This window comes from Arthrobacter sp. BE255 (assembly GCF_031457335.1).
Lineage (GTDB): Bacteria > Actinomycetota > Actinomycetes > Actinomycetales > Micrococcaceae > Arthrobacter.
Window position 1 is genome coordinate 42,800 of record NZ_JAVDWK010000006.1, and the last position, 25,822, is coordinate 68,621.

Here is a 25,822-nt window from a genome sequence, read left to right on the forward strand (position 1 = left end):
GTGGATGTCACTTCGACAACTACGTGCGAAGGGGCCCTCGCCCGTTGACGGGCTTCACCGCGACCATGGGGAATGGATCCTCGGATACCAGGAAGCAGATAGGCCGCTGGGCGGGAAGGCGGCCCGCGCTCGACGGATCGGTACCCGGGGGTCGGGTATCTTCGGCGGCACCGTCTGCCACACGCAAAGAAGCCCCTTGGAACACTGAACCAGCAAAGCTGTTCAGTGTTCCAAGGGGCTTTCCAATGCCGGCAGACGCCGGGCAGGCTCAGGCGCTGACGCGTCCGCGCAGGAATTCGGAGTCAGGGGAGTCGGTGACGGGCAGTCCAGAGGCTTCCAGGCTTGCGCGCAGCTGTTTCATGAATCGGTCCGGAAGCCTGACTGCCGGCGCGCGCAGGGCGCCGCCGTTGAAGCCGGAGAGCCACTCCTGGTACTTCCACTGGGTGCGGTTGATGGAGCTGGTGCCCGGGGTGGAAGTGGACGATACAGCCATATTCGCGGCGCGCGCCGGCTGGACCTCCCAGTAGCTCTTCATGGCTTCTTCCCACTTGCCGGTCCGGGCCAGCTCGAAGGCCTTGGGGTAGTAGTCGCCCATCCAGTTCGTGTTCGCGGTGCCGGAGAACTGGACGTCCAAGACCGACATGAGGGGGATTATTTCGGCCTCGATGGGGCAGGAGATCACCACTTCGTCGCGGAAGTGGTGGTACATCTCCATGACTCCGGGGATGCCCGGGTAGCCCTGCTCGGCCTTGATGGCGACGATGCTCGGCATCGCGTCAAGGACGCGGCGCACGAACTCCACGCTCATGCCGGCGGGGTGGATGCGCTCGAAGCCCCATGCCGGCAGCGGGAACAGCATGGTGGCCAGGTCGGTTTCGTCGGTGAAACGCTTCGTGTAGTCAAAGACCTCGTCGTAGGAGGTCGGCCAGAACGATGAAGGGTAGGCCAGCAGCGCGCGGTCGGCGCCGGCCTTGGTAGCAAGGTTTGCCGCGTGGATGTTCTCTTCCAGGGTGCCGAAGATGGCGTGGAAAAAGAGGGCGAAGTCCGGCCCAGCTGCTTCGCGGGCGACGGCCGTTATCCGGGCGTTCTCCTCCGGGGTGACATTGGCTTCGGCGATCAGCAGCGAACCCTTGAACCCACGTTCCTTGAGCAGGAGGATGTCGTGGCGGATCGCATTTTCGTTGATGCCGGAGAAGTCCGCGGTGAAGGATGGGTGCGTCACCGCGACGGTGCCGACGAAGTTCTCCCGGGCCCAGGCACGGGCTTCGGATTTGGTGTAGTCCACCATGGTGTACTCCTTGATTGTTGTCAGTGGGGTCTTGTCTCTGGGCTATTTGCGGCTGGTGACGATGCCGACGGGCAGGACGGTGCCGATGCCCTCGGCGCGGGCACGGTCCACGAGCATCTCGGCAACCACGATGTCCTGCAGGCCGGAACCGGTTGATTTGTAGATTCTGATCCCTTGCGCTGCGTCGATTTTGGTTTCACCGGTCAGGACGTCGTTGAGTGTGACGACGAGCGAATCGACATCGACGCCGTGTGCCCGGGCCGCGATCATGTCCCCGCTGCCGTGCACGACCTCGTCACGGGTATCCACCACGACCACCGCGGCGCGGGCGATCAGCTCCGCGGGCAGCTCGCGCTGGGCGGGGGTGGTTGAACCGATTGAGACGACCGCGGCGTTCGGGCCGACCCATTCGGCCTGCAGTGTCGGGGATTCATCGCGGGAGCGTGCGGCGCACAGGATGAGATCCGCGCCTTCCGCGGCCTCGCGGGCCGAGCCGACAGCACGTGCGGGTGCGCCGAACGCGCCGTCGAATTCGGCCGCAAAGGCGTCGCGGTTGGCAGGGGTGGGGCTGAACACGCGGATGTCGGCGAACTCCAGCAGGTGGGAAAATGCCGTGAGGTGGGAACGGGCCTCAAAGCCGGAGCCGATCACTCCTACAATCAGCGGCCGTTGGGGCACGATCGTGGAGGTGCCCACCGCAGTGGTCGCGGCGGTGCGCAGGCCGGTGACGCGGTTTCCGTCAACCAGAGCCACCAAATCTGCGGTGTCCTTGTCGAAGAGTGAAATCAGGTAGCTGACGCGCAGGCCGTCCGCGAAGGACCCGGCGATTGACTTTGCGCCGAACAGCTGGCCGCTGGGCGGTACCGAGGGCATGATCCGCAACCATTCCCGAGGTGTCTGCGCGAAGATCCGCCCGGGGGTTCCGGCCTCGTCGCCGGGGGCCTTGTAGGCGGTGCGGATGGCTTCGATCGCCCCGGCCCAGTCCGAAAGGCTGGCCACGTCGGCGTCGGTGAGAAAGAGCGGAAGTTTGGTCGGCAACTCGCCATTGGTGCTCACAGGGCACTCCTTGGATGTCGGGCAGCCGGTCCACGGGCTGCGGGCGTGGGTGGATTCATTGAGTAGACCCAAATACTATCCGATACGAATCGTATCCTATATAGTCGTGACAGAGAACACATCTCCAGGAAAAGGATCCCACCCATGGCAATCGCAACCGTCAACCCGACCACCGGTACGACCGAAATGATCATCGAGCCGCACTCGGCCGAGGAAGTCCAAGAGCGCATCGCGGAAGCCGCCGAAGCGGCGCGCCTGCTGCGCGGCACCACGTTCGCCAAGCGAGCGCAGTGGATGCTGGCCGCGGCGGATAACCTGGAGGACCAGGCCGAGGGCCTGGGCGAATTGATCACCGTCGAGATGGGCAAGCCGATTGCGCAATCGGTCGCCGAGGTGCACAAGTGCGTCAAGGCCATGCGCTTCTACGCCGCGAATGCCGAGGGTTTCCTGGCCGATGCCCCGCTGGCGGACCCGTCGATTGTCGGTGCCAGCCGAGCGTGGACGCGCTACGAACCGCTGGGCACCGTCCTTGCGGTCATGCCGTGGAATTACCCGCTCTGGCAGGTCATCCGCTTTGCCGCCCCGGCGCTCATGGCCGGCAACTCCGGGCTGCTCAAGCATGCCTCGAACGTGCCCCAGGCCGCGCTGTTCCTTGACTCCCTTTTCGAGCGGGCGGGCTTCCCGGTCGGTTCTTTCCGCACGCTGCTGATCGGCGGCTCCGAGGTGGGCGCTGTTCTGGCCGATCCGCGCGTCAAAGCGGTCACATTGACCGGTTCCGAGCCGGCGGGGCGCTCGGTGGCCTCCATTGCCGCTGACCACGTGAAGAAGTCGGTGCTGGAATTGGGCGGGTCGGACCCGTTCATTGTGATGCCCTCGGCGGACGTCGCCGCCGCTGCCGCGACAGCCGTGCGTGCTCGGATCAGCAACAATGGCCAGTCCTGCATTGCCGGCAAGCGCTTCATCGTGCACACCGACGTTTATGACTCGTTCGCCGCCGAATTTGTGAAGCTGATGTCCGAGCTTTCCGTCGGGGACCCGCTGGACCCCGCGACCCAGGTGGGTCCGCTGGCCACCGCGTCCGGACGCGACGATCTGGCCGAGCTGGTTGAGGACGCCCGCGCCCGGGGCGCCCAGGTGCTGACCGGCGGCACGATTCCCGCGGGCCCAGGCTTCTTCTATGCCCCCACGGTGCTCGCCGGGCTCAGTGAAGAGATGAGGATCATCCAGGAGGAGACCTTCGGGCCCGTCGCGTCCCTGTACCGTGCGGCGGACCGCGAAGATGCCCTGCGGATCGCCAACCAGACCACCTTCGGTCTTTCCAGCGCGGTCTGGACCAACGACGCCCAGGAAGAGGAGTGGTTCACGGCCAACCTCGACGCCGGCGCGGTGTTCATCAACGGCATGACGGTCTCCTACCAGGAGCTGCCGTTCGGCGGGATCAAGCGATCCGGGTTCGGGCGTGAGCTCGCCGCAGTCGGCATCCGGGAATTCTGCAACCTCAAGACCGTTTGGAAGGCCTGAGCCGCAGGCGGGACGCGAAATCGAACCCTATTGCTTCCTTGTGCGGGCAAGTGATGGGTGTTACATTAAATACGAAACGATACGTACTGAACTTGAAGGAGTAAGATGGCTAACATCGTCAACGTCGACGTGGTAGTGATCGGGGGAGGCCCTGTGGGGGTCACTGCGCTGGCATTGCTGGGCCGCGCAGGCCTGAGCGCCGTCGGCGTCGAACGCGAAGTCCAAGTTTGGCCCACCGCGCGTGCCGTGCACTTCGACGGCGAGACCTTCCGCACGCTCCAGTCGCTGGGGGTGGCCGAGCGCTTTGCCGAGGCCACGTTGCCGATGGCCTCGTTTCACATCGAAAACGAGGAGCGCGAAGTCCTGGTGTCCGTGCCGACCGGTCGGCTCGGCACCCAGGGTTGGCACGATGACCTCACCTTTCACCAGCCGGACATCGAAGTCCTGCTTCGGGATGTCGTCGAGGAGCTTCCCGGCGTCCAGCTTCGCCGCGGCACCACCGTGCTCTCGGTGCGCAATGTCGGGCAGGGCGTCGAGGTCGTGGTGCGTGACGCGGACGACCAAGTACTTCTCATCCGCGCCCGCTGGGCGATCGCGGCGGACGGGGCACGCTCGCAGAGCCGCCAGGCGCTGGGTATTGAGTGCGAGCAGCTGGGCGAGGATGCGCAGTGGCTGGTCGCGGACGGGATCCTGGAAGAAGGCCCGGGCCTGTCTTCCGACATGATCTTCCTGGGCCACCACACGCGGCCCGCCCTGTGGATCCGCCTCCCCGGCAAACGGGTGCGGATGGAGTTCATGCTGATGCCGGGGGACGACCCCGAGGAAATTACGACTCCCACGGGCGTGGAACGGATCAGCCATGGCGTGCTGCCGGCAGACAAGTTCACGGCAGACCGGCTGGCGATATATACGTTCCGGGGCCGCATCGCGCGGCAGTGGCGCGCCGGGAACATCTTCCTGGCCGGGGACGCAGCCCACCAGGCCCCGCCGCTATTTGGCCAGGGCCTCTGCGCCGGAATGCGCGATGTGGCCAACCTGGTGTGGAAGCTCGACGCCGTCAAGCGCGGTGCGGCCGACGACAGCCTCCTTGACACTTACGAGAGCGAGCGTAAGCCGCACGCACGGTTCTGGGTCGAGCAGGCAACCCGTGCCGCGGGCTTCATGCAAACCACCGACGCCGAGGTCGCGAAGCAACGTGACGCCTTCATTCGGGCGAACCCCGCGGCATCGGCACCGGTCTCCCCCGCGCTGGGCCCGGGGCTGCACGAAGGCGGCACCGACGAACGTGCCGGCCGGCTCGGCATGCAGCCGATCCTCTCCGACGGGGTGCGCCTGGATGACATGGTGGGAAGCCGTTTCCTCGTGGCAACAACCCGCGAGCTCTACGCCGCCATCCCGGCCCCGCTGCGGGAACAACTCGAGGAATATGCCGACGTCGTAGTCCTGTTCGATCCGGCCAAGGTCGGCCAGATCCTTGCAGCCGCCGGCGCCCAGGCCGTCGTCGTTCGCCCGGACCGCTACATCCTGGGCCTCGGCGACACACCCGAGGCCCTGGTGCGCCTCATCCGCAGCATTCCGCAGGCCGGCCGCACCGTGCCTGCACACATCTAAACCCACATCCGCGTCCAACAGACAGAACACAGGAGACCATCATGGCATTCAGCCCGATCACCCATCTGAGGCATTTCGACATCGCGGTGCCCGATTACCAGAAGCAGGTCGAGTTCTACAAGAACCACTGGGGACTCACCGAAATGGAGAACGACGGCGGCGTGACCTACTTCGCCGCAGAGGGCTCCCCGGAACAGTATTCGGTCCGAGTGCGCAAGGCCGAGGAGAAGCGCCTTGACATGGTCGCGTTCGGCGCGGCGGACAAGGCCTCGGTAGACCAACTCGCCTCGGACCTCATTGCCAAGGGCGTGAAACTCATAGGCGAACCCGATGACGTCCAGACCCTCGGCGGGGGATACGGCTTCCGCTTCTTCGACCTGGAGGGGCGCACCATCGAGGTCTCCTCCGACGTCGAGGTGCGCAAGCACCGCAAGATCGAGGAACGCGAGGCCATCCCGGTGCGGCTCTCCCACGTGGTGCTCAACTCCCCGGAGCCGGAGAAGATGCGCGCCTGGTACGAGCAGCATCTGGGCTTCCGGCTCTCCGACACCCTGAACCACCCGCACATGGGCGACCTCTTCTACTTCATGCGCTGCAATGCGCAGCACCATTCCATAGCGATCTCCCGCGGCCCGCATGCCTCGTTGCAGCACGCGTCCTTCGAGCTGCGCGGCATCGACGAGTACATGCGCGGCAGCGGCAGGCTGCTGCGTTCGGGGTTCAAGAAGATCTGGGGTCCTGGCCGCCATAAGGCGGGGGACAACACCTTCACCTATTTCCACGATCCCAACGGGAACACCATGGAGTACACTACCGAGCTGGATTCGGTGGATGAGGATACGTGGCATCCAAGCATCTTTGACACGCGGGACCCCGAGACCTCCGACCAATGGGGAACCGGCGGCGACATGGACGAATTTATCGCCCGCGAAATGTTCAACGACCGCGACAAGGGCCTGTTCGTCCCGCCTCCGGTATAGCGGCACCAGACGATGACAAATGGAGGATTCATGGAAGAAGCGCGCGTGAACGGATTCATGCTGGGCACTTTCGAGGACAGCGGGGAGCAATTTCCGGGGGCCGTCTTCGGGGACACCGTCGTTGACCTGCGCACGGTGGTGCCGGGCATTAATCGGATCGGGGACCTGTTCGCCGAGTGGGACGCGCACCTGGATACGCTCGAATCCATCGACCTTGCAGCGGTGGGCGCACGCCCGCTCGAGGAGCTGAAAGTGCTGCCGCCGGTGCAGCCGGTGGGCACCATCATCGCCGCCGGGGCGAACTACCGTGAGCACGTCCTGCAGATGAGCGTGGCCCACAAGCTCGGGGCGGCAGGCGCCGATGCGGCGCAACTGGCCGCTGACGCCGCGGCCGAAATCGATGAGCGCGGCCGCTCGGGCGACCCGTACGTCTGGACCGGGATCCCCTCGGCGGTCTGCGGCGCCTACGACGATGTGCAGTTGCCGGATGTCGGGGGCGACGTCGACTGGGAACTGGAGCTTGGCGTGGTCATCGGCCGCCGGGCGCACCGGGTCTCGGCCGCGGATGCTTTCGACTACGTCGCCGGGTACACGATCGTCAACGATGTCACGGCGCGGACGCTCGTCCCGCGTAACGACATCGCGATGATGGGTACCGACTGGTTCCGGGCGAAGAACCAGCCGACCTTCTTTCCCACCGGCCCCTACGTGGTGCCGAAGCGGTTCGTGCCGGACCCGGCGAAGCTGCGGATCCGTTTGAGCCTAAACGGCAAAGTGATGCAGGACGCCCTGGCCGATGACCTGCTCTTCGACATCCCGAGCCTGATCGCCTACGCCTCGTCAATGGCCGTGCTGCTGCCAGGGGATGTCCTCATCACGGGTTCGCCGGCGGGCAACGGTTCCCACTGGGGTCGTTTCCTGAGGGACGGCGACGTGATGGAGGCGGAAATCTCTGGTCTCGGCATCCAGCGTTCAACGGTCCGCGGGCCCAGCGGCCAGTTGCCTCCCTGGTATGTGAATCGCCCGGTCGCCGTCGCCGCGGCCAGCGGGGCCGCCTCATGACCCTGCGGCAAAGCCACTTCGTGCCGCCGGTGTCCTATCTGCTGGCGGCCGAGCTGGGATTCCTGCGAGACGTTGAGGTGGTGCCCACCCGGACCCCCTCGAGCGCGGAGCAGCTGCGGGCACTGCTCGCCGGGCAACAGGACATGGTGGTCACGGCAATTGACAACCTGTTCGAATGGACCCGGGCAGGGGCCGACCTGCGCCTGGTTGCCCAGGTCGAGCAGACCACGCCGCTGGGCATCCATGCCCGCGGCGACGTGGAAGCCCTCACGGACCTGGCCGGGTGCCGGTTCGCCGTGGACGCCCCCGACAACGGTTTCGCGCTCATCGCCAAGCGCCTGCTGCGGGATGCCGGCATAGAGGTCGACTACGTGGTGGTCGGTGGCGTGCGCGAACGCATGGATGCGCTGCTCGGCGGCCAAGTGGACGCGACCCTGCTCGGACCGCCGTTCGACAAACTAGCCGAAAAAGCCGGGTTCGCCCGTGTGGTGAATGTCAACGCCCTGCTGCCCGAACTGCCGGGCCAAGGCCTGGCGGTCCGAGCGGAGCTTCTTCGTTCCCCGGAGCTTGAAGGCTACCTGCGCGCCCTGGTGCGCGGAGTCGAGGCTGGAGAGTCGATGGCCGAGGCCCAGGGCATCGAGTTGCTTGAACGCTGCGGCTACCAATCCGCGGCCGCGAGCGCCTGGAGCGCGCGCGCCCGCAGGCTTGCAGTGGACCACCACGGGCTGGAGCTGCTGACCAAGATCCGCCGAAGCCTGGGCACGCTTCCGCCGGGCATCTCTCTGGAGGAGCTCTGCGATGCCGAACCGCTGCTGAGGGCCACACGGTCCGCCACTATCGGTAACTGAGCGTCACCCCACGAAGTTGCCTATTGCAACCCCCGCAAGTCAATGCGATACTGTACGTATCGTATGTGAGACCTAAAAGGAGCACCCATGAAACTGGGAAGAATTGCCGTACCAACACCCGACGGCGAACAGATCCGACTCGTCGCCGCCCAGCCAGAGCAGGGTCGGGTTATTGACCTTGCCCGCGCCTACGCCCTGACGCTGCAACGCAAGGCCGCCGAGCCCGATCGTGCCCGGGCACTCGCCCTGGCGGTGCTTCCAGGAAGCCTGGCAGCCGGAATCGGCGGAGGCTCCATCTTCCTGGACGCCGCACACGATGCGCTTGCCGCGGCCGACGACGCTTCGCTTGCCATCGACGAGGTCTCGTGGCGCGCGGCGGTCGACGCCCCGGTCATTCGCGACGGCCTGACCTTCGAGCAGCACATCCAGAACTTCCACCGCATTGTTGCTAAGGCCCAGCCGGCACGCTCCATCTACGAGCGCCCGGGCTATTTCAAGGGCACCACGGCCATGTCCTACGGCCACAACCAGGTCCTGCCCTACCCCGACTTTACGGAGGCCCTCGACTGGGAACTCGAGGTCGGCTACGTCGTGGGCAAGTCCGGAAGCGACCTGACCCCGGACTCGGCGCTGGACCACCTCTTTGGCATCACCGTCTTCAACGACTTCAGCGCACGGGATGTCCAAAGCGCGGAAATGGCGATCGGGATGGGCCCGCAGAAGTGCAAGGACTTCGGCTACGGCATCGGCCCCTGGGTCACCACGATGGACGAAATTGACTCCATCGAGGGGTTGCGCGGCCAGGTCCGCGTCAACGGGGAGGTGCTCTCCGATACCAAGGTCGAGGACTTCGTCTACACGCCCGCAGAGTTGCTGGCCTACGTCTCGATCTCCGACCGCCTGCAGCCGGGCGACCTCATCGGTTCGGGCACCATGGGCTTCGGTGCCGGCGTTGAGATCGGCAAATTCCTGAAGCCGGGCGACGTCATTGAGTTGGAACTCGAGGGCGTCGGCACACTGCGCACCCCGATCTCCACCGAACGCCAAAAGGCCCCCTGGTGGCCCGAGCCCCGCACCTACCCGCACGAAGAATGGGTGGCCTGATGACCCGGCCACCAGTTCGCCGCATCGTCACCGGACACGATGACCAGGGACGCGCCATCATCCTCTCGGACGGGGCCGCGCCCAACCACTGGTCCTCGGATATGATTCCGGGCTTCGGTGCCACCGTGCCCTGGTTGACCGCAGCCGGACCCATCGACCACGTCACTGACGCTGACCCGGCCACGGCGGACGCCGAGATTCCCAGCTTCCCCGCCGCCGGCGAGACGATTCTGCGCATTGCCGACTTCCCGCCCGACTCCGTCTATCCGGATGAGGCGGGCTCGGTGATCTTCAGCGAGCTTGACGGGCATGACGAGGCCGAAGCGGGTGCCGAGCACAGCGGATCGAAGCATTTCTGGTTCCACCGCACCGACTCGCTGGACTACGCCGTTGTTCTCGAGGGTGAAATCACGTTGCTGGTCGATGAGGGTGAGGCGACCATGCGCGCCGGCGACGTGGCCGTGCAACGCGCCACCAGCCACGCGTGGTCCAACCGCACCGACACCACGGCCCGGGTCCTATTCGTGCTGATCGGGACCGAGCCCCTCACTGCAGCCCAGATCGCCGAGCGGCGCAGGGAGGCTTCCCGGCCCTTGGAGAGAGCATGATCCTCAACGCCCATGCCGCTGACGGCGAGGTGATCTGGCAACCCGAACCGGGGGACAGCGCGGAGACCGGCGTCGGCCGCTTCGCCGCCTTCCTGCGCGGGCAGGGCATCGACGTCGGTACGGGCTATGAAGAGCTCTGGCAGTGGTCAGTGGATGAGCCGGAACAGTTCTGGGAACTCTTTGCCCAGTTTGCGGGAGTCGAGTTCGGCGGGACGCCAGGGCCCGTCTGCACCAGCGATCCCATGCCGCACACGCGCTGGTTCCCGGGGCGCACCCTCAACTTCGCCCGGCACCTGCTGCAGGGCCACGAGGGCACCGCACTGATCGGCATCGCCGAGGACGGGACGCGCGAGGAGGTCTCCTGGGAGGCGTTGCGGCGAGAGGTGGCTTCCCTGGCCGCGCACCTTCGAGCCCGGGGAGTGGGCCAGGGGGACCGGGTCGTGGCGATCCTCCCGAATGTTGCCGAGGCCGTCGTCGGGCTGTTCGCCGCCGCCTCGATCGGTGCCGTGTGGTCCGTCTGCGCCCCTGAGTTCGGCCCGGGCGCAATTGTTTCGCGGTTCGCCCAGCTCGGTGCCAAGGTGATCATCGCCGCCCCGGGCTATATGCTCGGTGGGAAGGACCGGGACCGCCGAGCGGAGTTGGAGGAAATCTTCGCCCAGCTCCCCACCGTTGAGCATGTGATATGGGTGGGCCGACATACCTCCATCCCGAGTATCCCAACCCAGGTTCCGGCCGCGCATTGGGCTCAGGCCGTGGCAGAACCCGCGGAGCTCGTTTTCGAGGACGTCGAGTTCAGCCACCCCCTGTGGGTCCTGTTCTCCTCCGGGACAACGGGCATTCCCAAGGGCATCGTGCATGGCCACGGCGGGGCGCTGCTTGAGGAAATGAAGATGCTCCTCATTCACTCCGACCTGCGGCCCGGGGACCGCTACCTCAATGTAGCTTCGACAAGCTGGGTCCTGTGGAACGGCCTCGTCTCCGCACTGGGCGTGGGAGCGACGGCGGTGCTCGTCGACGGAAACCCGACCTTCCCGTCGATCGACCGGGTGTGGCAAATTGCAGCAGCCGAGCAGGTCGCTGTCCTGGGGGTGGGTGCGGGATTTGTCCATTCCTGCTCGAAGGCCGCTCTGGTACCGATGCGCGACCATGACCTGAGTGCCATGAAGTCCCTTCAGGTCACCGGGTCGCCGCTTGCGGCTGACGGCTATCGCTGGGTCTATGGCAACGTCGGTGACATCTGGTTGAGTTCGATGAGTGGTGGCACCGACATCGCCTCCATCTTCGTGGGAGGATCCCCGACACTGCCGGTCCATGTCGGGTACATCCAGGCTCCGGCCCTCGGGGTGCGGGTGGAGTCGTGGGATGAGGCCGGCAATCCCACGCGGGGCAAGGGCGAACTGGTGGTGACCCAGCCAATGCCATCGATGCCGCTGAGCTTCTGGGGAGACAACGGCAGCCGGTACCACGAGAGCTACTTCGCGACATATCCGGGGGTGTGGCGGCACGGGGACTTCATCGAGTTCACGATCCAAGGAATCCTCATCCACGGCCGATCCGACTCAACCCTCAACCGCAATGGGCTGCGGCTCGGTTCGGCAGATATCTATGCCGTTGTCGAATCACTGCAGGAAGTCGCCGAAGCCCTGGTTGTCGGTGCGGAACTGGGCACTGATTACTACATGCCGCTGTTCGTCCATCTGGCCGAAGGCGCCGACCCGAGCGTGGCCCGAGAGGCGATCACCAGGTCCATTTGTGAGAACCTGTCCGTTCGTTACCTGCCCGACGACATCGTGTTCATGCCAGGAATTCCGCATACCCGCACCGGAAAGAAGCTGGAGGTCCCCGTCAAGCGGCTTCTGCAGGGGGCGCAGCTGGAAAGCGTCGCGGATCTCGGGTCCGTGGATAACGCTGTGCTGCTGGAAGAATATGCCAGGTTTGCCGGTGAACGGCAGACGGTATCACCCTAAGCGGCACCGCTACTGGCCCGCGGCATCCAGGGATGCCGCACTCCGGTGGTTTTGTCCAGGGCCAGCCCTCCGTCATGCGTGATGAAGGCGCGTCTCTCTTTCTCTGGATCTGCATTCCCAGGCTCCGGGCCTATGCAACAGTTTGAGAGCGCCCAGCACTGAAGCGCGCGGTTGCTTTCCCAAAAGTGCCTAAGGGTGCCGTGCGAGGGAAGGCATGAGAAGGGATTGACTCTGTCGGAGTCAATCCCTTCTCATTTCTCCCTGGGAGGAGATTCGTCAGCCCACGAACTCCTATCGCCGCTTTCCTCGGGGTTCAATGCATCCAGGACTTCGACTGCATATTGCACAACGGCCTTTGCCCGGATCGTGAGGACTGCTTCCTTGGGCCACACTGCGACGACGGAGGTTTGCCCGGCGCGGGGACGAAGGTGCCTGGTGACAAGCCCTTTACCCTCGCTTGAAACGGGGATCTGGTTGGGCCGCGACATCAGCAGGCTGTATCCGAGCCCCCGCCCGACCATCGCCCGGACAAGATCGATTTGTGGGACTATTGCACCCAGGTTTGGCTTGAGCCCACGCTGAGCGAACATCAACTGGGTATATTCGGTGCTGGGTGCCGTGTTGAGCATGATGAGTGGCTTGGTTGACAGATCCGCGAGATCCACGTCGTCTTCTTCAGCAAGTGGGTCGTTGGCGCCCAGAACGGCCATGACTTCGGTCTCGTAGATGACCTTGCGCTCAACGTCCGCTGGCAAGCCAATGTCGTAGACGATGGCCGTGTCCAGGCTCCCATCTTCAAGTGCTGGCAACAGGTCGGAGTGGTCCCCTACCGTGATGCTGATTTCGACTTTGGGGTGCAGGTTTGCCATGCCTTCAAGCACGGCGGGCAGGACGTTGCTTGCCAGGCCCGTATAGCAGCCCAGCGACACCGGACCCTTCAGCTCGCCGCGGAGCTCTCCCAATCCGTCTGCCAGCGCGCTGGCTTCTCGAAGCAGTTCCCTGGCCCGCTTTGCGAAGTGGCGCCCAGTCGGCGTCAGATGCATTCCTTTGGCTTTCCTGCGGATGCACAGTTGCTCCCCCAATGCTGCCTCCAGTTCGCTGACGGCGTGGGAGAGCGCAGATTCGGAGATGTGGAGCTGTTGCGCCGCAGACCCCAAGGTGCTGTGTTCCGGGAGTGCGGCGAAGAGTTCGAGCTGTCGAAAGGTGAATTTTGGCACTACCCCCTCATTTCCTAAGGAATCGAATTACTTCTGCTGATATTCACAGTTTACTGGATAATGATTTGCCGTGACACTGGTTAAACGAAGACGTACCAGTAGCGCTGGGTACACAATGACGTGCCAGTAGGAGCAAGACATGACGACACAAGCCGGCCGGTGCCCGTTCCGTGGGAACGCAGAGACCACAAATTTGGACGCGGACTCGGTGCGCGGCCACGGGGACAAGGTTCCCACGGCCGTTTCACCGGGTGCCGCAAACTACCCTGTGGCTGACTGGGTTGACGTGGCCGCACTGGCAACCGATCCATACACGACTTATGCGCGCCTCCGGGCGGAGTCTCCGGTCGCCTGGGTTCCGCAGCTTAACAAGTTCCTTGTGACGAACTACGCCGGCTGCCACACCGTTGAACAGGATCAGGAAATCTTCAGCGCCAACGTTTCCGGCGCCACGATGACCCGGGCCATCGGCGCACGACCGATGCTGCGCAAGGACGATCCGGAGCACTCAGCAGACCGGGCACCGGTAAATCCTGTTCTTCGCCCCAAGTCCATCAAGGAAGTCTGGGGCCCGGTTTTTGAGCGCAACGCCGAAACCTACCTTCAGAAAGTCGCCGAGCTCGGGCCAGACGAAGCAGACCTGAACCGGGACTACGCCGCCCCTGTGGCCTCGCAGAACCTCATTGACCTTCTGGGGTTGAAGGACGTTTCCGTGGAGCAGGTGCGGCGCTGGTCCCACGACTTCATCGCCGGCATGGGCAACGTTTTGGATGACCAGTCGATCTGGGACAGATGTGACGCTGCGACGGCGGAGGCAGACCGCTTGCTGGAGGAATTGATCCCCTATTACAGGCAGAACCCGGACGCCTCGATGGTGTCCGCATTCGCCAACAGCGGCCTGCCGACCCCCAACGTCGCGGCCAACGTCAAGCTCACCATTTCCGGTGGCATGAACGAGCCCCAGCACATGGTCACGAACATGGTCTGGGCCCTCAGCAATCACGCCGGCCAGCGCGAGCAGGTCCTTGCCGATCCCGCATTGTGGGCATCGGTGTTTGACGAGGCCGTCAGGTGGCAGTCACCCATCGGAATGTACCCGCGCGAAACGACACGGGAAACCGTCCTCGAAGGAGTCCGTATCCCCGCCGGCGCCGGGATCGGCGTGGTCGTGGCATCCGCTAACCACGACGCCACCCACTTCGGTGATTCAGCCGCAGAATTCGATATCAACCGGCCAAAGCGCCCCCACCTCGGCTTCGGCAGCGGCGTCCACCTTTGCGCCGGGCACTGGGCAGCGAAGACCTCCATCGGCCAGATCGCCGTACCGATGGCCTACCAGCGCTTCCCAGGACTGCGCGTGGACGAACGGCGGAATGAAAGCTGGGACGGCTGGGTTTTCCGCGGCCTGACCAGCCTGCCCGTCACCTGGAACTAAAAGCCACCACCGAATACCAAGGAGCAACGATGCCCACCGTCACTTACACCCAGCCCAACGGCACCCAGCAAACCCTCAAGGTCGAGGCAGGCACAACACTGATGCGCGCCGCCGTCAGCAACGGCATTGACGGCATCATCGGCGAATGCGGCGGGCAGGCCATGTGCGCCACGTGCCACGTCTACGTCCGCCCGGAATACGCGCAGGCGCTGCCCGACATCAGCGACGACGAAGACGAAATGCTTGACTGCGCCACCGCCGAGCGGATGGACAGCTCACGGCTGGCATGCCAGATCAAGATCGACGCAGAGCTGTCAGAGATTGTCGTCGACATCCCTGCCGGCCAGCTCTAGACGCGGGGGACAGCGACATGAACGTTGTCATCATTGGCGGCGGACAGGCCGGTCTGCAGGTTGCCGACACATTGCGGACCGAAGGATACGACGGCAAGATCGACGTGATCGCCGAGGAACCCGGCCTTCCCTACCAGCGCCCACCTCTGTCCAAGGACTACCTCGCCCCGGACAAGGAGGCGGCGCCCCTGCCGCTGCGAGGCCCAACCTTCTTCACGGACAAGAACATCACACTCCATGAAGGCGTCCAGGCAATCGCCATTAACCGGGCCGAACGCAAAGTGAAGACCACCGAAGATTCACTCGGCTATGACCACCTCATCTTCGCGACCGGCGCCAGAAACAGGATGCTGAACTGCCCGGGTGCGTCCCTGCCCGGCATCCATGGACTGAAAACCCTGACGGATGCAGAGGCACTGCACGTGGCGCTGCCCCCCGCCCGCAACATCGTGATCATCGGTGCCGGATTCATCGGACTGGAATTCGCCGCTGCCGCCCTGGCCCACGGATGCAACGTGACCGTCCTGGAATTCGCGCCACGCCCGATGGGGCGGGCGCTGACCCCGGTCATGAGTGAATGGTTCGCGGACGCCCTGCGCTCACAAGGCGTCAACCTGCGCCTGAGCGAAGGCATCGACCGCTTCGAGCCCGGCGCGGGTGGCCGCGTCGGAGCCGCAATCTCCACCACAGGGGCCTCGTACCCGGCAGATCTGGTCCTCGTTGGCATCGGCGTGCAGCCCAACGACACGTTGGCTGCCGAAGCCGGCCTCGAGACCAGCAACGGAATCGTTGTCGACGAAACGCTTCGCACGGCGGATCCCGCTGTTCTGGCCATCGGCGACTGCGCCAGTTTCCCCAGCGCACACGCGCAGGGTCGTCTGCGTCTGGAATCGGTCCAGAACGCCACCGACCAGGCCCGCCACGCCGCACGTACAATCCTGGGAGCTGAGAGCCCCTACACGGACCTGCCGTGGTTCTGGTCCACCCAAGGCCCCTACAAGCTGCAGATGGCAGGGCTCGCACGACCCGATGACGACATGCTGATCCTGGGCGACCAGGGGGCAGCAAAGTTCTCCGTCCTCTGCTTCAGGGACGGCATCCTCGCGGCTGTGGAATCGGTCAACAGCGCCGCGGACCATATGGCGGCCCGCAAACTACTCGCCGCCGGCACCGCCATCACCCGTACGCAGGCGGAAAGCGAGGGGTTCACCCTCAAGGCTGCCGCCAGCAGCCCGGTCATCCCCGTCTCTGTCTGACCCTTCCGTCTCCATCCCAACAGATCTGCAGCACGGGCCAATCCCCGGGGTTTCCCCTGGGGCTATTCCGCTCACACCAACTGGAGAATCATGAGCACATCCACCCACAGTTCGACAGCGAACCAACGTCGTGTCGCCTTTGCCACCGTCATCGGCACCACCGTTGAATGGTACGACTTCTTCATCTACGCCACCGCCGCCGGCCTGGTGTTCGCCCAGCTGTTCTTCGAACCAGCCGGCGCGTCCATCGGTCTGCTGTTGTCCTTCGCCTCCGTCGGCATCAGTTTCCTCTTCCGGCCCCTCGGTGCCTTCCTGGCCGGCCACTACGGCGATAGAATCGGCCGCCGGGCCATGCTCGTGATGACCCTGATCCTCATGGGCGCGGCAACGACCTTGATCGGCTTCCTGCCGACCTATGCGACCGCCGGTGTTATCGCCCCGGTCATGCTCCTGCTGCTGAGGATCCTGCAGGGCATCTCGGCCGGCGGCGAATGGGGAGGGGCGGTCCTGATGGCAGTTGAGCACGCCCCCCGCGACCGCCGCGGACGGGCCGGAGCCTTCCCCCAGCTGGGCGTCCCACTGGGACTGCTCCTGGCCACCGGCATCACAGCGCTCATGACCGGTATCATCTCCCCGGGAGCGGCCTTCCTCGAATGGGGATGGCGCGTACCCTTCCTGCTCAGCATCGTCCTCATCGTCGTCGGCTACTTCGTACGCCGCGCGGTAGACGAATCCCCAGTCTTTCAGGAAATCGCAGCAGCCAAGAAGCAACCCAAGGTACCGATCGTGGAACTGTTCCGCCGCCATGGACTGCTCGTGATCGTCGCCGCCCTGATCTTCGCAGGCAACAACGCCGCAGGGTACATGGCAACCGGCGGTTTCATCCCCAGCTACGCGTCCAGCCCCGCGGTCGGTCACGAACGCACTGACGTGCTCATCGCCGTCGCTTACGGCGCTGGCGTCTGGCTGGCCTTCACCTACCTCGCCGGCTACCTCTCGGACAAAATTGGCCGCAAGTGCACCTACCTCCTGGGCTTCGGCGCCCAGCTGCTGGCCTGCTTCCCACTCTTCTGGATGATTAACACAGGGTCCCTGCCGATGCTCTACCTGGCAATGACCATCTTCACCGTTGGTCTGGGACTGGCCTACGGCCCACAGGCTGCCCTGTACGCGGAAATGTTCCCCGCCTCAGTGCGCTTCTCCGGCGTCTCCATCTCCTACGCCTTGGGGGCGATCCTCGGCGGCGCCTTCGCCCCGACAATCGCCACAGCCCTTGTACAGGCCACAGGCGGAACAGACGCCGTTACCCTGTATCTCGTGGGGATGACGGTCCTCTCCCTTCTGGCCGTCTCCCTCGTGCGGGACCGCTCAGGAATCGACCTTTCGATCCGGAACCAGGCCGAACAGGAAGTCGGTGCATTGGTCTTCGACAAACGCACCGCCGACGTTCCAAATGCGCCCATACGCACCGTCTGATCACGCCGTCATCTGGGGCCGGGGCTGTCTGACAGCGCCTGGGTCACAAGCAGGCGGAAGCCAGCGAACGACGGCGGCAAGAATAGAGCAAAGAATCAAAGACCCACACAGACCTGTTCAGGACGGAAAAGGACAACAATTTCATGGCACACCGGGTTAAGGCAGTCATTGCCAAGGAAAAGAATGCTCCGGTTTCGGTAGAGACCATCCTGGTGCCGGATCCCGGACCCGGAGAGGTGCTCGTGGACATCCTCACCTGCGGTGTTTGCCACACGGACCTGCACTACAAGCAGGGCGGAATCACCGACGATTTCCCCATCCTGCTGGGCCATGAGGCTACCGCTGTGGTGAATGCTGTCGGACCGGCTGTCACGGAGGTGGCGCCGGGGGACCGCGTCATCCTGAACTGGCGGGCCGTCTGCGGTCAGTGCCGGGCGTGCGCCAAGGGGAAGCCGCAGTACTGCTTCAACACCCACAACGCGACGCAGAAGATGACGCTGGAGGACGGCACGGAACTGTCGCCCGCGCTCGGCATCGGCGCCTTCGCTGAGAAGACGCTCGTCGCCGCCGGGCAGTGCACCAAGGTGGACGAGGACGCCGATCCGGCCGCCGTCGGGCTGCTCGGCTGCGGCGTGATGGCCGGCATCGGCGCCGCGATCAACACCGGCGAGGTCAAGCGCGGCGAGTCCGTGGCCGTGATCGGCTGCGGCGGCGTCGGCATTGCCGCGATCGCCGGGGCGAAGCTGGCCGGCGCCACCACGATCATCGCCGTGGACATCGACGAGAACAAGATCGAGATGGCCAAATCCCTGGGCGCCACCCACGGGGTGAACTCCAGCACGGACGACCCGGTCGAGGCCATCCGGGCCCTGAACGGCGGCAACGGTGCCGACCTGGTGATCGACGCCGTCGGACGCCCCGAAACGTACAAGCAGGCTTTCTACGCCCGGGACCTCGCCGGCCGCGTGGTGCTGGTGGGCGTCCCGACGCCGGACATGAAGCTTGAGCTGCCCCTGCTGGACGTCTTTGGCCGCGGCGGGTCCCTGAAGTCCTCCTGGTACGGGGACTGCCTGCCCTCCCGCGACTTCCCGATGCTGGTCCAGCATTACAAGCAGGGCAACCTGGACCTCGACGCCTTCGTGACCGAACGCATCACCATCGACCAAGTCGAAGAGGCCTTCGACAGGATGCATGAGGGCAAGGTCCTCCGCTCAGTCGTCGAAATCACTTCCTCGGTGGATGCCGATGCGTTGAACGTCGCTTCGGTGGTCAGCGCATGAGCGTCACCATTGAGAACCTCGTCACCTCAGGCACTTTTTCGCTCGACGGCGGCACCTGGGACGTGGACAACAACGTCTGGATCGTGGGGAACGACGACGAATGCGTGATCATCGATTCGCCGCACGACGCCTCCGCGATCATCAGCCAGGTCCGCGGCCGGAAGGTCCTTGCCATCCTGCTGACCCACGCGCACAACGACCACATCGGGGCCGCCCATGAGGTCGCCGCGGCAGTGGACGCCCCCATCCACCTGCACCCCGATGACCTGATGCTGTGGGAGCAGGTCTACCCGGACGCCAAGCCGGACCGGGAGATCGCCGACGGCGATGTCTTCCAGGTTGGCGGGGCTACGCTCAGGGCCATCCATACCCCTGGCCACTCACCCGGGTCCACCTGCTTCCTGCTCGAGGAAGAAGGGACGGTCTTCACCGGAGACACCCTCTTCAACGGCGGGCCGGGTGCCACCGGCAGGTCATACAGCGACCACCCCACCATCCTCACCTCGATCCGGGAACGCCTGTTGCCGCTTCCGGCCGAGACGGTGGTCCGCACCGGCCATGGCGACAACACCACAATCGGTGCCGAGCTGGAGACGCTGGCCAAGGTCAACCAGTAGAGCAGGATTTCCCGTATCAAGCAGGACCCGGTAAGGCGCGCCACGAAAGCTGGCGCGCCTTACCGGGCGTTCAAAAAGCACGGCGTTCAACAAGCACGGCGTTCAATAAGCACGACGCTGGCCGGTAAGAAAGTTGGAACAATGAAGTTCGGCAAACAGCCCGCCCCCGTTGCGGACATCAACGAGGACGCCCTCGCCGTCGGGAAACCGAAAACGGAAGCTGCCGGCGTCAAGGCCGTGATGGTGGCCTTGGAGCGGGCCGTGGCGCAGGCCGGTGTCACGCGCACGGCCCAGTCGCTGCTGCGCCTGAACCAGAGAGGCGGCTTCGACTGCCCGGGCTGTGCGTGGCCGGAGTCGGACAAAAAGCGCAAGGCTGCCGAGTTCTGCGAAAACGGGGCCAAGGCCGTGGCCGAGGAGAACACCCTGCGGACAGTGGGTGCGGAGTTCTGGGCGAAGCACTCCATCACGGAGCTGTCGGACAAGACCGAGTACTGGCTGGGCAACCAGGGCCGGCTGAGTGAACCGGTGGTGATCCGGGAAGGGGAGACGCACTATTCGCCGATCTCGTGGGCGGATGCCTTCGAGCTCATCGGTGAACACATCCGGGCCAGCACGCCTGACCGCTGCGTCTTCTACACCTCCGGTCGCACGGCCAACGAGACGGCGTACATGTACCAGCTGTTTGCGCGGTCGCTGGGCACCAACAACCTGCCGGACTGTTCCAACATGTGCCACGAATCCTCAGGTTCGGCGTTGAACCCGACCATCGGCATCGGCAAGGGCACCGTTTCGCTGGATGACATCCACGACGCCGAGCTGATCTTCGTCGTGGGGCAGAACCCGGGCACGAACCACCCGCGGATGCTGTCCGCGCTGAAGGAGTGCAAGGACAAGGGCGGCAAGGTGGTGGCGGTGAACCCGCTACCGGAGGCCGGCCTGTTCAATTTCAAGGACCCGCAGACGGTTTCAGGGGTGGTGGGGGGCGGCACGCCGCTGGCCGACGAATACCTGCAGATCAAGGTGGGCGGGGACCTGGCGCTGTTCCAGGCGCTGGGGCACCTGCTGCTGGCGGCCGAGGAACAGAACCCGGGTACCTTCGTCGACCGTTCCTTCATCGAGGCTCAGACCGACGGCTTTGAGGCATACCGTGAGGCCCGACTCCAGGTGAACTGGGCCGAGACGGAGAAGGCGACCGGGCTGGCCCGGAAGCAGATCGAAGACGTGGCCGGGATGCTCATCCGGTCCAAAGCCAGCATCTTCTGCTGGGCCCTGGGCGTGACGCAGCAGCCGCACTCTGTGGACACCATCAAGGAAATGGTCAACGTCCTGCTGCTGCAGGGCAACTTCGGCAAGCCCGGTGCCGGGGCCTGCCCGGTCCGCGGGCACTCCAACGTCCAGGGCGACCGGACCATGGGCATTTGGGAGAAGCCGAAGGAATGGCTCCTGGAGGCCCTCGACAACGAGTACGGCATCCAATCTCCGCGACACCACGGCTACGACGCCGTCGAGTCCATGGAGGCGTTTGAGCGCGACGAAGTGGACGTCTTCGTGTCCATGGGCGGAAACTTCTCCCTGGCGTGTTCGGACACCGAAACCCTCGAAGCCGGGATGCAGCGGATAGGCCTGACCGTCCACATTTCCACCAAGCCGAACAGGTCCCACGTGGTCCACGGCCGCACGTCGCTAATCCTGCCCACGCTGGGCAGGACGGACAAGGACGACAAGCACCCCACGGGCGCCCAGTTCCTGTCTGTGGAGGACTCCATGTCAGTGGTCCACTCCACCCAGGGCAGACTCCAGCCGGTGTCCGAGCACCTGCTCGCCGAACCGGTGATCGTCGCCCGCATGGCCGATGCCGCCCTCGGTGACGACCACCCTGTGGACTGGAAGGCGCTGGCCGAGGACTACGACGTCATCCGGGACCACATCTCCCGCGTCATCCCGGGCTTCGAGGACTTCAACAAGCGGGTGCGGACGAAGAACGGCTTCGTGCTGCCGAATCCGCCGCGCGACACCCGGTCCTTCAACACGGACATCGGCCGCGGACGCTTCACCGTCAGCCCGCTGGAATACCTCACGCCGCCGGACGGCCATCTTGTCCTGCAGACCATCCGCAGCCACGACCAGTACAACACCACGTTCTACGGCCTGGACGACCGCTACCGGGGGATCTCGGACGGCCGCCGGGTGATCTTGGTGCACCCCGAGGACCTGACGGAGCTCGGGTTCCAGGACCGGGACCTCGTGGACGTCGTCAGCACCTTCCAGGGGCAGGACCGGCAGGCGGACAAATTCCGGCTGGTCGCCTACCCCACGGCGAAGGGCTGCGCCGCCGCGTACTTCCCCGAAGCCAACGCCCTGGTCCACAAAGACAACGTGGCCCGGGAATCGAACACACCGGGCTTCAAGGCGATGTTTGTCCGCTTCGTCCCGCACGCCGCGGACGCCTAGTCCTTCTCGTCCATCATGGCCTTCCGCGCCAGGTCGGCCATCCAGGGCCGTGTTCCGTGGTGAAGCACCATGCCCTCGGGCAATCCCTGAATGGTCGCCTGCGAGCCGGAAACATCGATCGTAATCCGGCCGCCGGCCATGGGCGCATTGCTGATGTGAAGGTCCCCGTAGGAGTCCGGAAGCACGGGATCCATCCACACCCCGCCCTCGGCAGGTGCAGGGTCCGGGGGAGCGGTTACTCCAGCTCACCTTGGGTGATTGAGTATTGGCGACAGAAGGCCGCGGCGTTCTCCTCCGGGGTGGTGAGAACCGGCGAGGTCATCTTCATTTCTAAGGACTCTAACCCGGAGTGTTCCGGGGATCGTTGCCAGGGTCAATGGTGTCAATAGCCCGGATCCTGTTGTCCTCGCGATGGATTTCGACTCCCCGCCGCCAGGCCTGGAGGGATAGCCACGAGCTGCATCGATTGCCGCAGCCTGAGTGTCGTGAACAGAGGAAGCCAGAGGGGAGCCCTCCCGCTCGCCCTTCCACCCGTCGTCACCAGGAACCACTTGGTAGCTATTGGGTCCAGCCAAATGAATCACCCCCAGACACGTAGCTGATTAATGCAATGCGCCAAACGGGAATGACGGTCAATGAAGCCTCAGAGGTGTCCGTTGCTGAAGTCCCCGCCAATTTGCGAGTTTGGCCGGCGTGTCCTGTCGGAACTCGACTGTTAGTGAACATGTGGTGATCGCAGTGGGAGGGGGCTGTTTGTGCTGATTTAGCAGGGATCTTTCTCCGCGTTATGAGCGAAAAACATATCCCTCACATAGACCCCCGGGGTACGCCCGGGGGTCTATGTGATGAGGGGCCAACAGGCTAAGCCATCTCACTGTGGTCTCCGGCGAAATTTGGGGTATGGGTGTCGCAGCCCTGCCGCGCCGCATGGCTAAGTAAAGCGGCTGTTCAGAGGGAATTTTCGCCACCCACCCCAGAGATAAGAATTGATGCGGACTCTGGCTGTCCTCAGGTTTTGGTACAAGGACTACGACCTCAAACCGCCCACGACTCCGACGTCCGGATCCTATGGCGTAGGAGCGTGAGCAAGCGTAGCGTCGTTTGGAGAATTGATGGCTACCGCAAGCACATGACCCAGAGGATGATTGGGCCGATTCGAATTTGCGAAGGGGCTGAGATGGCTGGGTGGAATGCTGACACGGCGGCAGGACCGCTGGGAGCCGGGACGGTTACCCTGGTCGAAGGGTCTTCGTTCTGCATCTCCTTGCAGAACGGGGACATACAGCCCGAACTTCCACACGGCCTTTTTGTCCAGGACACCCGGATTCTGTCCTGCTGGAGCCTCACAATTAACGGCCAGCCACTTGAGCCGTTGGCCGCGGAGATGAAGGAGCCGTACCGGGCCCTCTTTGCAGCGCGAGTTCCCCGCTTGGACGGGTATGCGGACAGCCCGCTGATTGTGGAGCGGCTGCGAGAAGTCGGGCTGGGCATCCACGAGCAAGTAACCATCTGGAATTACTCTTTGGACCCTGTTGATTGCGTGGTCTCCCTGACGGTTGAGGCGGATTTTGCGGATCTATTCGAGGTGAAGGAGGCGCGGATCCAGCGGCGCTGGGATCAAACCCGCGAGCCGGACGGCGACACACTGAGGATCCGGGCTGTTTGGCAGGATGTCAGGAGGGGCGTTGCCGTCCGGGCGCCTGGAGCAGATATTAATGAGGAGATTCTCACCTACCGTGTGTCGGTGGCACCGCACGGCGAATGGAGCACGGCCTTAGCTGTGGTGCCCGTCGTGGATGGGACGAGTTCTGAAGCCCTATTTGTCCATGCCGATGAGGACGGTTTGTCTCCCCGGGATCGGCGTCGTCGGGAATGGCTGGCCAAGATTCCGGTGGTGCAGATGGGAAATCGCTCCATTGAACGAATTGGGCGCCGCAGCTACGACGACCTGGGTTCCCTTCGCATCGAGGATCCGAACAATCCGGACCGCGTGGTGGTGGCCGCGGGTGCGCCCTGGTTTATGACCCTGTTTGGCCGCGATTCACTGTGGGCGTCGGAGATGTCGATGCCGGTGGATCCCTCACTGGCCCTGGGCACGTTGCGAACGCTGGCAGACCGGCAGGGGAGCGTGGTTAATCCCATGAGCGAGGAGGAGCCGGGCAAGATCCTGCACGAAGTCCGGCTTGACGTGTCCAGCGGTTTGTCCTTGGGCGGAAAATCCGTCTATTACGGAAGTGTCGACGCGACGCCCCTGTTCTTGGTGGTCCTGGGGTCTGTTAGCCGGTGGGGTTACGCCAAGGACACCATCGCCGCCCTCCTACCGCACGCCGACCGGGCGCTGGAGTGGATCAGGGACTACGGAGACAAGGACGGTGACGGATTCGTCGAGTACGAGCGACTCAACCCCAACGGGCTCATCAACCAGGGCTGGAAAGACTCATGGGATGGCATCAACTTCGCCGACGGACGGCTCGCCGAACCCCCCATCGCCCTCTGCGAAGTGCAGGCGTACGTCTACGTCGCATATCTCTCGAGGGCATGGATGGCGTACGAGGCGGGAGACGCGTCTTTAGGGAACGAGTTGGTCGGTCGCGCTGCGCAGTTGAAAGAACAGTTCAACGAGCAGTTCTGGATGCCGGATCGCGGGTACTACGCGGTCGCTTTGGACGGAAAAAAGCGGCAGGTCGATGCCTGCACTTCCAACATGGGCCACTGCCTCTGGGCCGGACTCGTAGACATGAACAAGGCGCCATTGGTGGCGGAACGGCTGATGTCCCCGGAAATGTTCAGCGGCTGGGGAGTGCGGACTCTAGCTAGCGATATGGGGGCCTACAACCCGGCGAGTTACCACAACGGCTCGGTCTGGCCCCATGACAGTGCCATCACTGCGGTCGGCCTGCTGCGCTACGGTTTCGTTGAGGAGGCGCAGCGTATCTCCACTGCCCTGTTGGAGGCGGCAGAGTTTTCCGACGGCCGGCTGCCTGAGTTGTTCTGCGGGTTCAGCCGGGAACGCTACGCTCGGCCCGTGACCTATCCGACAGCTTGTTCACCGCAGGCCTGGGCAGCGACAACACCGATCTTCTTGGTGACCAGCCTGATGCGACTTGACCCCCATGTTTCCCGCGGCGGCTTCTGGATGGATCCCGTACTCCCGGAGTCCTACGGCGACCTGCACGTCACGAATGCACCCATGGCCGGCGGCCGGATCACCATCGACATTAAGGATTCAGTACCCTCAGTCCAGGGACTGCCAGAAGGGATGGTATTCCATCAGGGGCGCAGACCCTGGCTGGCAGAACTCGTGGCGCAAGCCGGTCGGGGCGAAATAGCCTGACATCGCGCGTCAAGGGCCTCTTTTTGTAGTGAGCGCAGAACGTCTCGGCAAAGGGTGGCGGAGGGGTCTTCAAAAGATGCCAACCCTGGTCACGCTGACTGACGCCTCAGATCTCCGCTTTTCCAGCATCCCGGCACAGAATTCATCTACATGCTCGCAGGCAGGATGGTCTTTGGCCATGGAGCGTACGAATACGCCATGGAGGCTGGGGATTCGCTGCTTTTGGATGGCGAAGGACCCCACGGTCCGCTTGAACTGCTGGAACTGCCCAACCGTTTCCTGGCCATATCGGCAAAATCAGCCGGCCGCCCGAAACCGCAACGCCCGGCCGGTGCCCGGCCATCGTAGTGGCTCGGGC

21 protein-coding genes and 1 pseudogene are annotated in these 25,822 nt (G+C 64.3%); 17 read left to right on the plus strand and 5 right to left on the minus strand.

Features of this window, described 5'->3' with window-relative positions; genetic code table 11:
* Nucleotides 1-268: 268 nt before the first annotated feature.
* The gene (locus tag J2X42_RS12185; protein WP_310165466.1) at nt 269-1,288 is read right to left on the minus strand and encodes a dihydrodipicolinate synthase family protein; all 1,020 of its coding nucleotides are present in this window, start codon (nt 1,286-1,288) and stop codon (nt 269-271) included.
* 42 nt (nt 1,289-1,330) lie between these two features.
* Nucleotides 1,331-2,344, minus strand: a complete 1,014-nt coding sequence (locus J2X42_RS12190; RefSeq protein ID WP_310165467.1) for an ornithine cyclodeaminase family protein — start codon at nt 2,342-2,344, stop codon at nt 1,331-1,333.
* Nucleotides 2,345-2,488: 144 nt separating this feature from the next.
* Here J2X42_RS12190 and J2X42_RS12195 point away from each other — a divergent pair, with 144 nt between their 5' ends.
* The 8 genes from J2X42_RS12195 to J2X42_RS12230 all read left to right on the plus strand — a co-directional run bounded on the left by J2X42_RS12195 (nt 2,489) and on the right by J2X42_RS12230 (nt 12,045).
* Entirely contained in the window at nt 2,489-3,865 is a 1,377-nt protein-coding gene (locus J2X42_RS12195; RefSeq protein ID WP_310165468.1) for an aldehyde dehydrogenase family protein, read from the plus strand.
* Between the two features lie 105 nt (nt 3,866-3,970).
* The gene (locus J2X42_RS12200; protein WP_310165469.1) at nt 3,971-5,476 is read left to right on the plus strand and encodes a bifunctional 3-(3-hydroxy-phenyl)propionate/3-hydroxycinnamic acid hydroxylase; all 1,506 of its coding nucleotides are present in this window, start codon (nt 3,971-3,973) and stop codon (nt 5,474-5,476) included.
* Between the two features lie 41 nt (nt 5,477-5,517).
* Nucleotides 5,518-6,456 (plus strand): VOC family protein, encoded by a 939-nt coding sequence (locus J2X42_RS12205; RefSeq protein ID WP_310165470.1) that lies wholly within the window; start codon nt 5,518-5,520, stop codon nt 6,454-6,456.
* Between the two features lie 45 nt (nt 6,457-6,501).
* Nucleotides 6,502-7,518, plus strand: coding sequence for a fumarylacetoacetate hydrolase family protein (locus J2X42_RS12210; RefSeq protein ID WP_310165471.1), 1,017 nt, complete (start codon nt 6,502-6,504; stop codon nt 7,516-7,518).
* Nucleotides 7,515-8,366 carry an ABC transporter substrate-binding protein gene (locus tag J2X42_RS12215; protein WP_310165472.1) on the plus strand — a complete coding sequence of 284 codons (852 nt, stop codon included), beginning with the start codon at nt 7,515-7,517 and terminating at the stop codon, nt 8,364-8,366. The genes J2X42_RS12210 and J2X42_RS12215 overlap by 4 nt, the downstream gene beginning before the upstream one ends.
* An 87-nt stretch (nt 8,367-8,453) precedes the next feature.
* Nucleotides 8,454-9,470 (plus strand): fumarylacetoacetate hydrolase family protein, encoded by a 1,017-nt coding sequence (locus tag J2X42_RS12220; RefSeq protein ID WP_310165473.1) that lies wholly within the window; start codon nt 8,454-8,456, stop codon nt 9,468-9,470.
* Entirely contained in the window at nt 9,470-10,078 is a 609-nt protein-coding gene (locus J2X42_RS12225) for a cupin domain-containing protein (protein WP_310165474.1), read from the plus strand. The genes J2X42_RS12220 and J2X42_RS12225 overlap by 1 nt, the downstream gene beginning before the upstream one ends.
* Nucleotides 10,075-12,045, plus strand: coding sequence for an acetoacetate--CoA ligase (locus J2X42_RS12230; protein WP_310165475.1), 1,971 nt, complete (start codon nt 10,075-10,077; stop codon nt 12,043-12,045). Before J2X42_RS12225 ends, J2X42_RS12230 begins: the two co-directional genes overlap by 4 nt.
* Nucleotides 12,046-12,296: 251 nt before the next feature.
* Here the strand turns inward: J2X42_RS12230 and J2X42_RS12235 are convergent, their stop codons facing one another.
* On the minus strand, nt 12,297-13,262 hold the full coding sequence (locus tag J2X42_RS12235; RefSeq protein WP_310165476.1) for a LysR substrate-binding domain-containing protein: 966 nt from the start codon (nt 13,260-13,262) through the stop codon (nt 12,297-12,299).
* A 139-nt stretch (nt 13,263-13,401) separates the two neighbouring features.
* Here J2X42_RS12235 and J2X42_RS12240 point away from each other — a divergent pair, with 139 nt between their 5' ends.
* The 7 genes from J2X42_RS12240 to J2X42_RS12270 all read left to right on the plus strand — a co-directional run bounded on the left by J2X42_RS12240 (nt 13,402) and on the right by J2X42_RS12270 (nt 22,130).
* Nucleotides 13,402-14,697, plus strand: a complete 1,296-nt coding sequence (locus J2X42_RS12240; RefSeq protein ID WP_310165477.1) for a cytochrome P450 — start codon at nt 13,402-13,404, stop codon at nt 14,695-14,697.
* 29 nt (nt 14,698-14,726) lie between these two features.
* Nucleotides 14,727-15,050 (plus strand): 2Fe-2S iron-sulfur cluster-binding protein, encoded by a 324-nt coding sequence (locus J2X42_RS12245; protein ID WP_310165478.1) that lies wholly within the window; start codon nt 14,727-14,729, stop codon nt 15,048-15,050.
* 17 nt (nt 15,051-15,067) lie between these two features.
* The gene (locus tag J2X42_RS12250; RefSeq protein ID WP_310165479.1) at nt 15,068-16,306 is read left to right on the plus strand and encodes an FAD-dependent oxidoreductase; all 1,239 of its coding nucleotides are present in this window, start codon (nt 15,068-15,070) and stop codon (nt 16,304-16,306) included.
* Nucleotides 16,307-16,396: 90 nt separating this feature from the next.
* The gene (locus J2X42_RS12255; protein WP_310165480.1) at nt 16,397-17,782 is read left to right on the plus strand and encodes an MFS transporter; all 1,386 of its coding nucleotides are present in this window, start codon (nt 16,397-16,399) and stop codon (nt 17,780-17,782) included.
* Nucleotides 17,783-17,925: 143 nt separating this feature from the next.
* Nucleotides 17,926-19,062, plus strand: coding sequence for an S-(hydroxymethyl)mycothiol dehydrogenase (locus tag J2X42_RS12260; protein WP_310165481.1), 1,137 nt, complete (start codon nt 17,926-17,928; stop codon nt 19,060-19,062).
* Complete coding sequence (locus tag J2X42_RS12265; RefSeq protein WP_310165482.1) at nt 19,059-19,679, plus strand: MBL fold metallo-hydrolase; 621 nt, start codon at nt 19,059-19,061, stop codon at nt 19,677-19,679. The genes J2X42_RS12260 and J2X42_RS12265 overlap by 4 nt, the downstream gene beginning before the upstream one ends.
* 141 nt (nt 19,680-19,820) lie before the next feature.
* On the plus strand, nt 19,821-22,130 hold the full coding sequence (locus J2X42_RS12270; RefSeq protein ID WP_310165484.1) for an FdhF/YdeP family oxidoreductase: 2,310 nt from the start codon (nt 19,821-19,823) through the stop codon (nt 22,128-22,130).
* Here J2X42_RS12270 and J2X42_RS12275 read toward each other — a convergent pair.
* Nucleotides 22,127-22,336 (minus strand): annotated as a pseudogene (locus J2X42_RS12275) (hypothetical protein); the annotation flags it as partial. The gene J2X42_RS12270 and the pseudogene J2X42_RS12275 sit on opposite strands and share 4 nt — an antisense overlap.
* 39 nt (nt 22,337-22,375) lie before the next feature.
* Nucleotides 22,376-22,714 carry a DUF2188 domain-containing protein gene (locus tag J2X42_RS23400; RefSeq protein ID WP_396134067.1) on the minus strand — a complete coding sequence of 113 codons (339 nt, stop codon included), beginning with the start codon at nt 22,712-22,714 and terminating at the stop codon, nt 22,376-22,378.
* 593 nt (nt 22,715-23,307) lie between these two features.
* Here J2X42_RS23400 and J2X42_RS12280 point away from each other — a divergent pair.
* Entirely contained in the window at nt 23,308-25,464 is a 2,157-nt protein-coding gene (locus tag J2X42_RS12280) for a glycogen debranching N-terminal domain-containing protein (RefSeq protein WP_310165776.1), read from the plus strand.
* Between the two features lie 150 nt (nt 25,465-25,614).
* The gene (locus tag J2X42_RS12285; RefSeq protein ID WP_310165488.1) at nt 25,615-25,812 is read left to right on the plus strand and encodes a hypothetical protein; all 198 of its coding nucleotides are present in this window, start codon (nt 25,615-25,617) and stop codon (nt 25,810-25,812) included.
* The last annotated feature ends 10 nt before the right edge of the window (nt 25,813-25,822 follow it).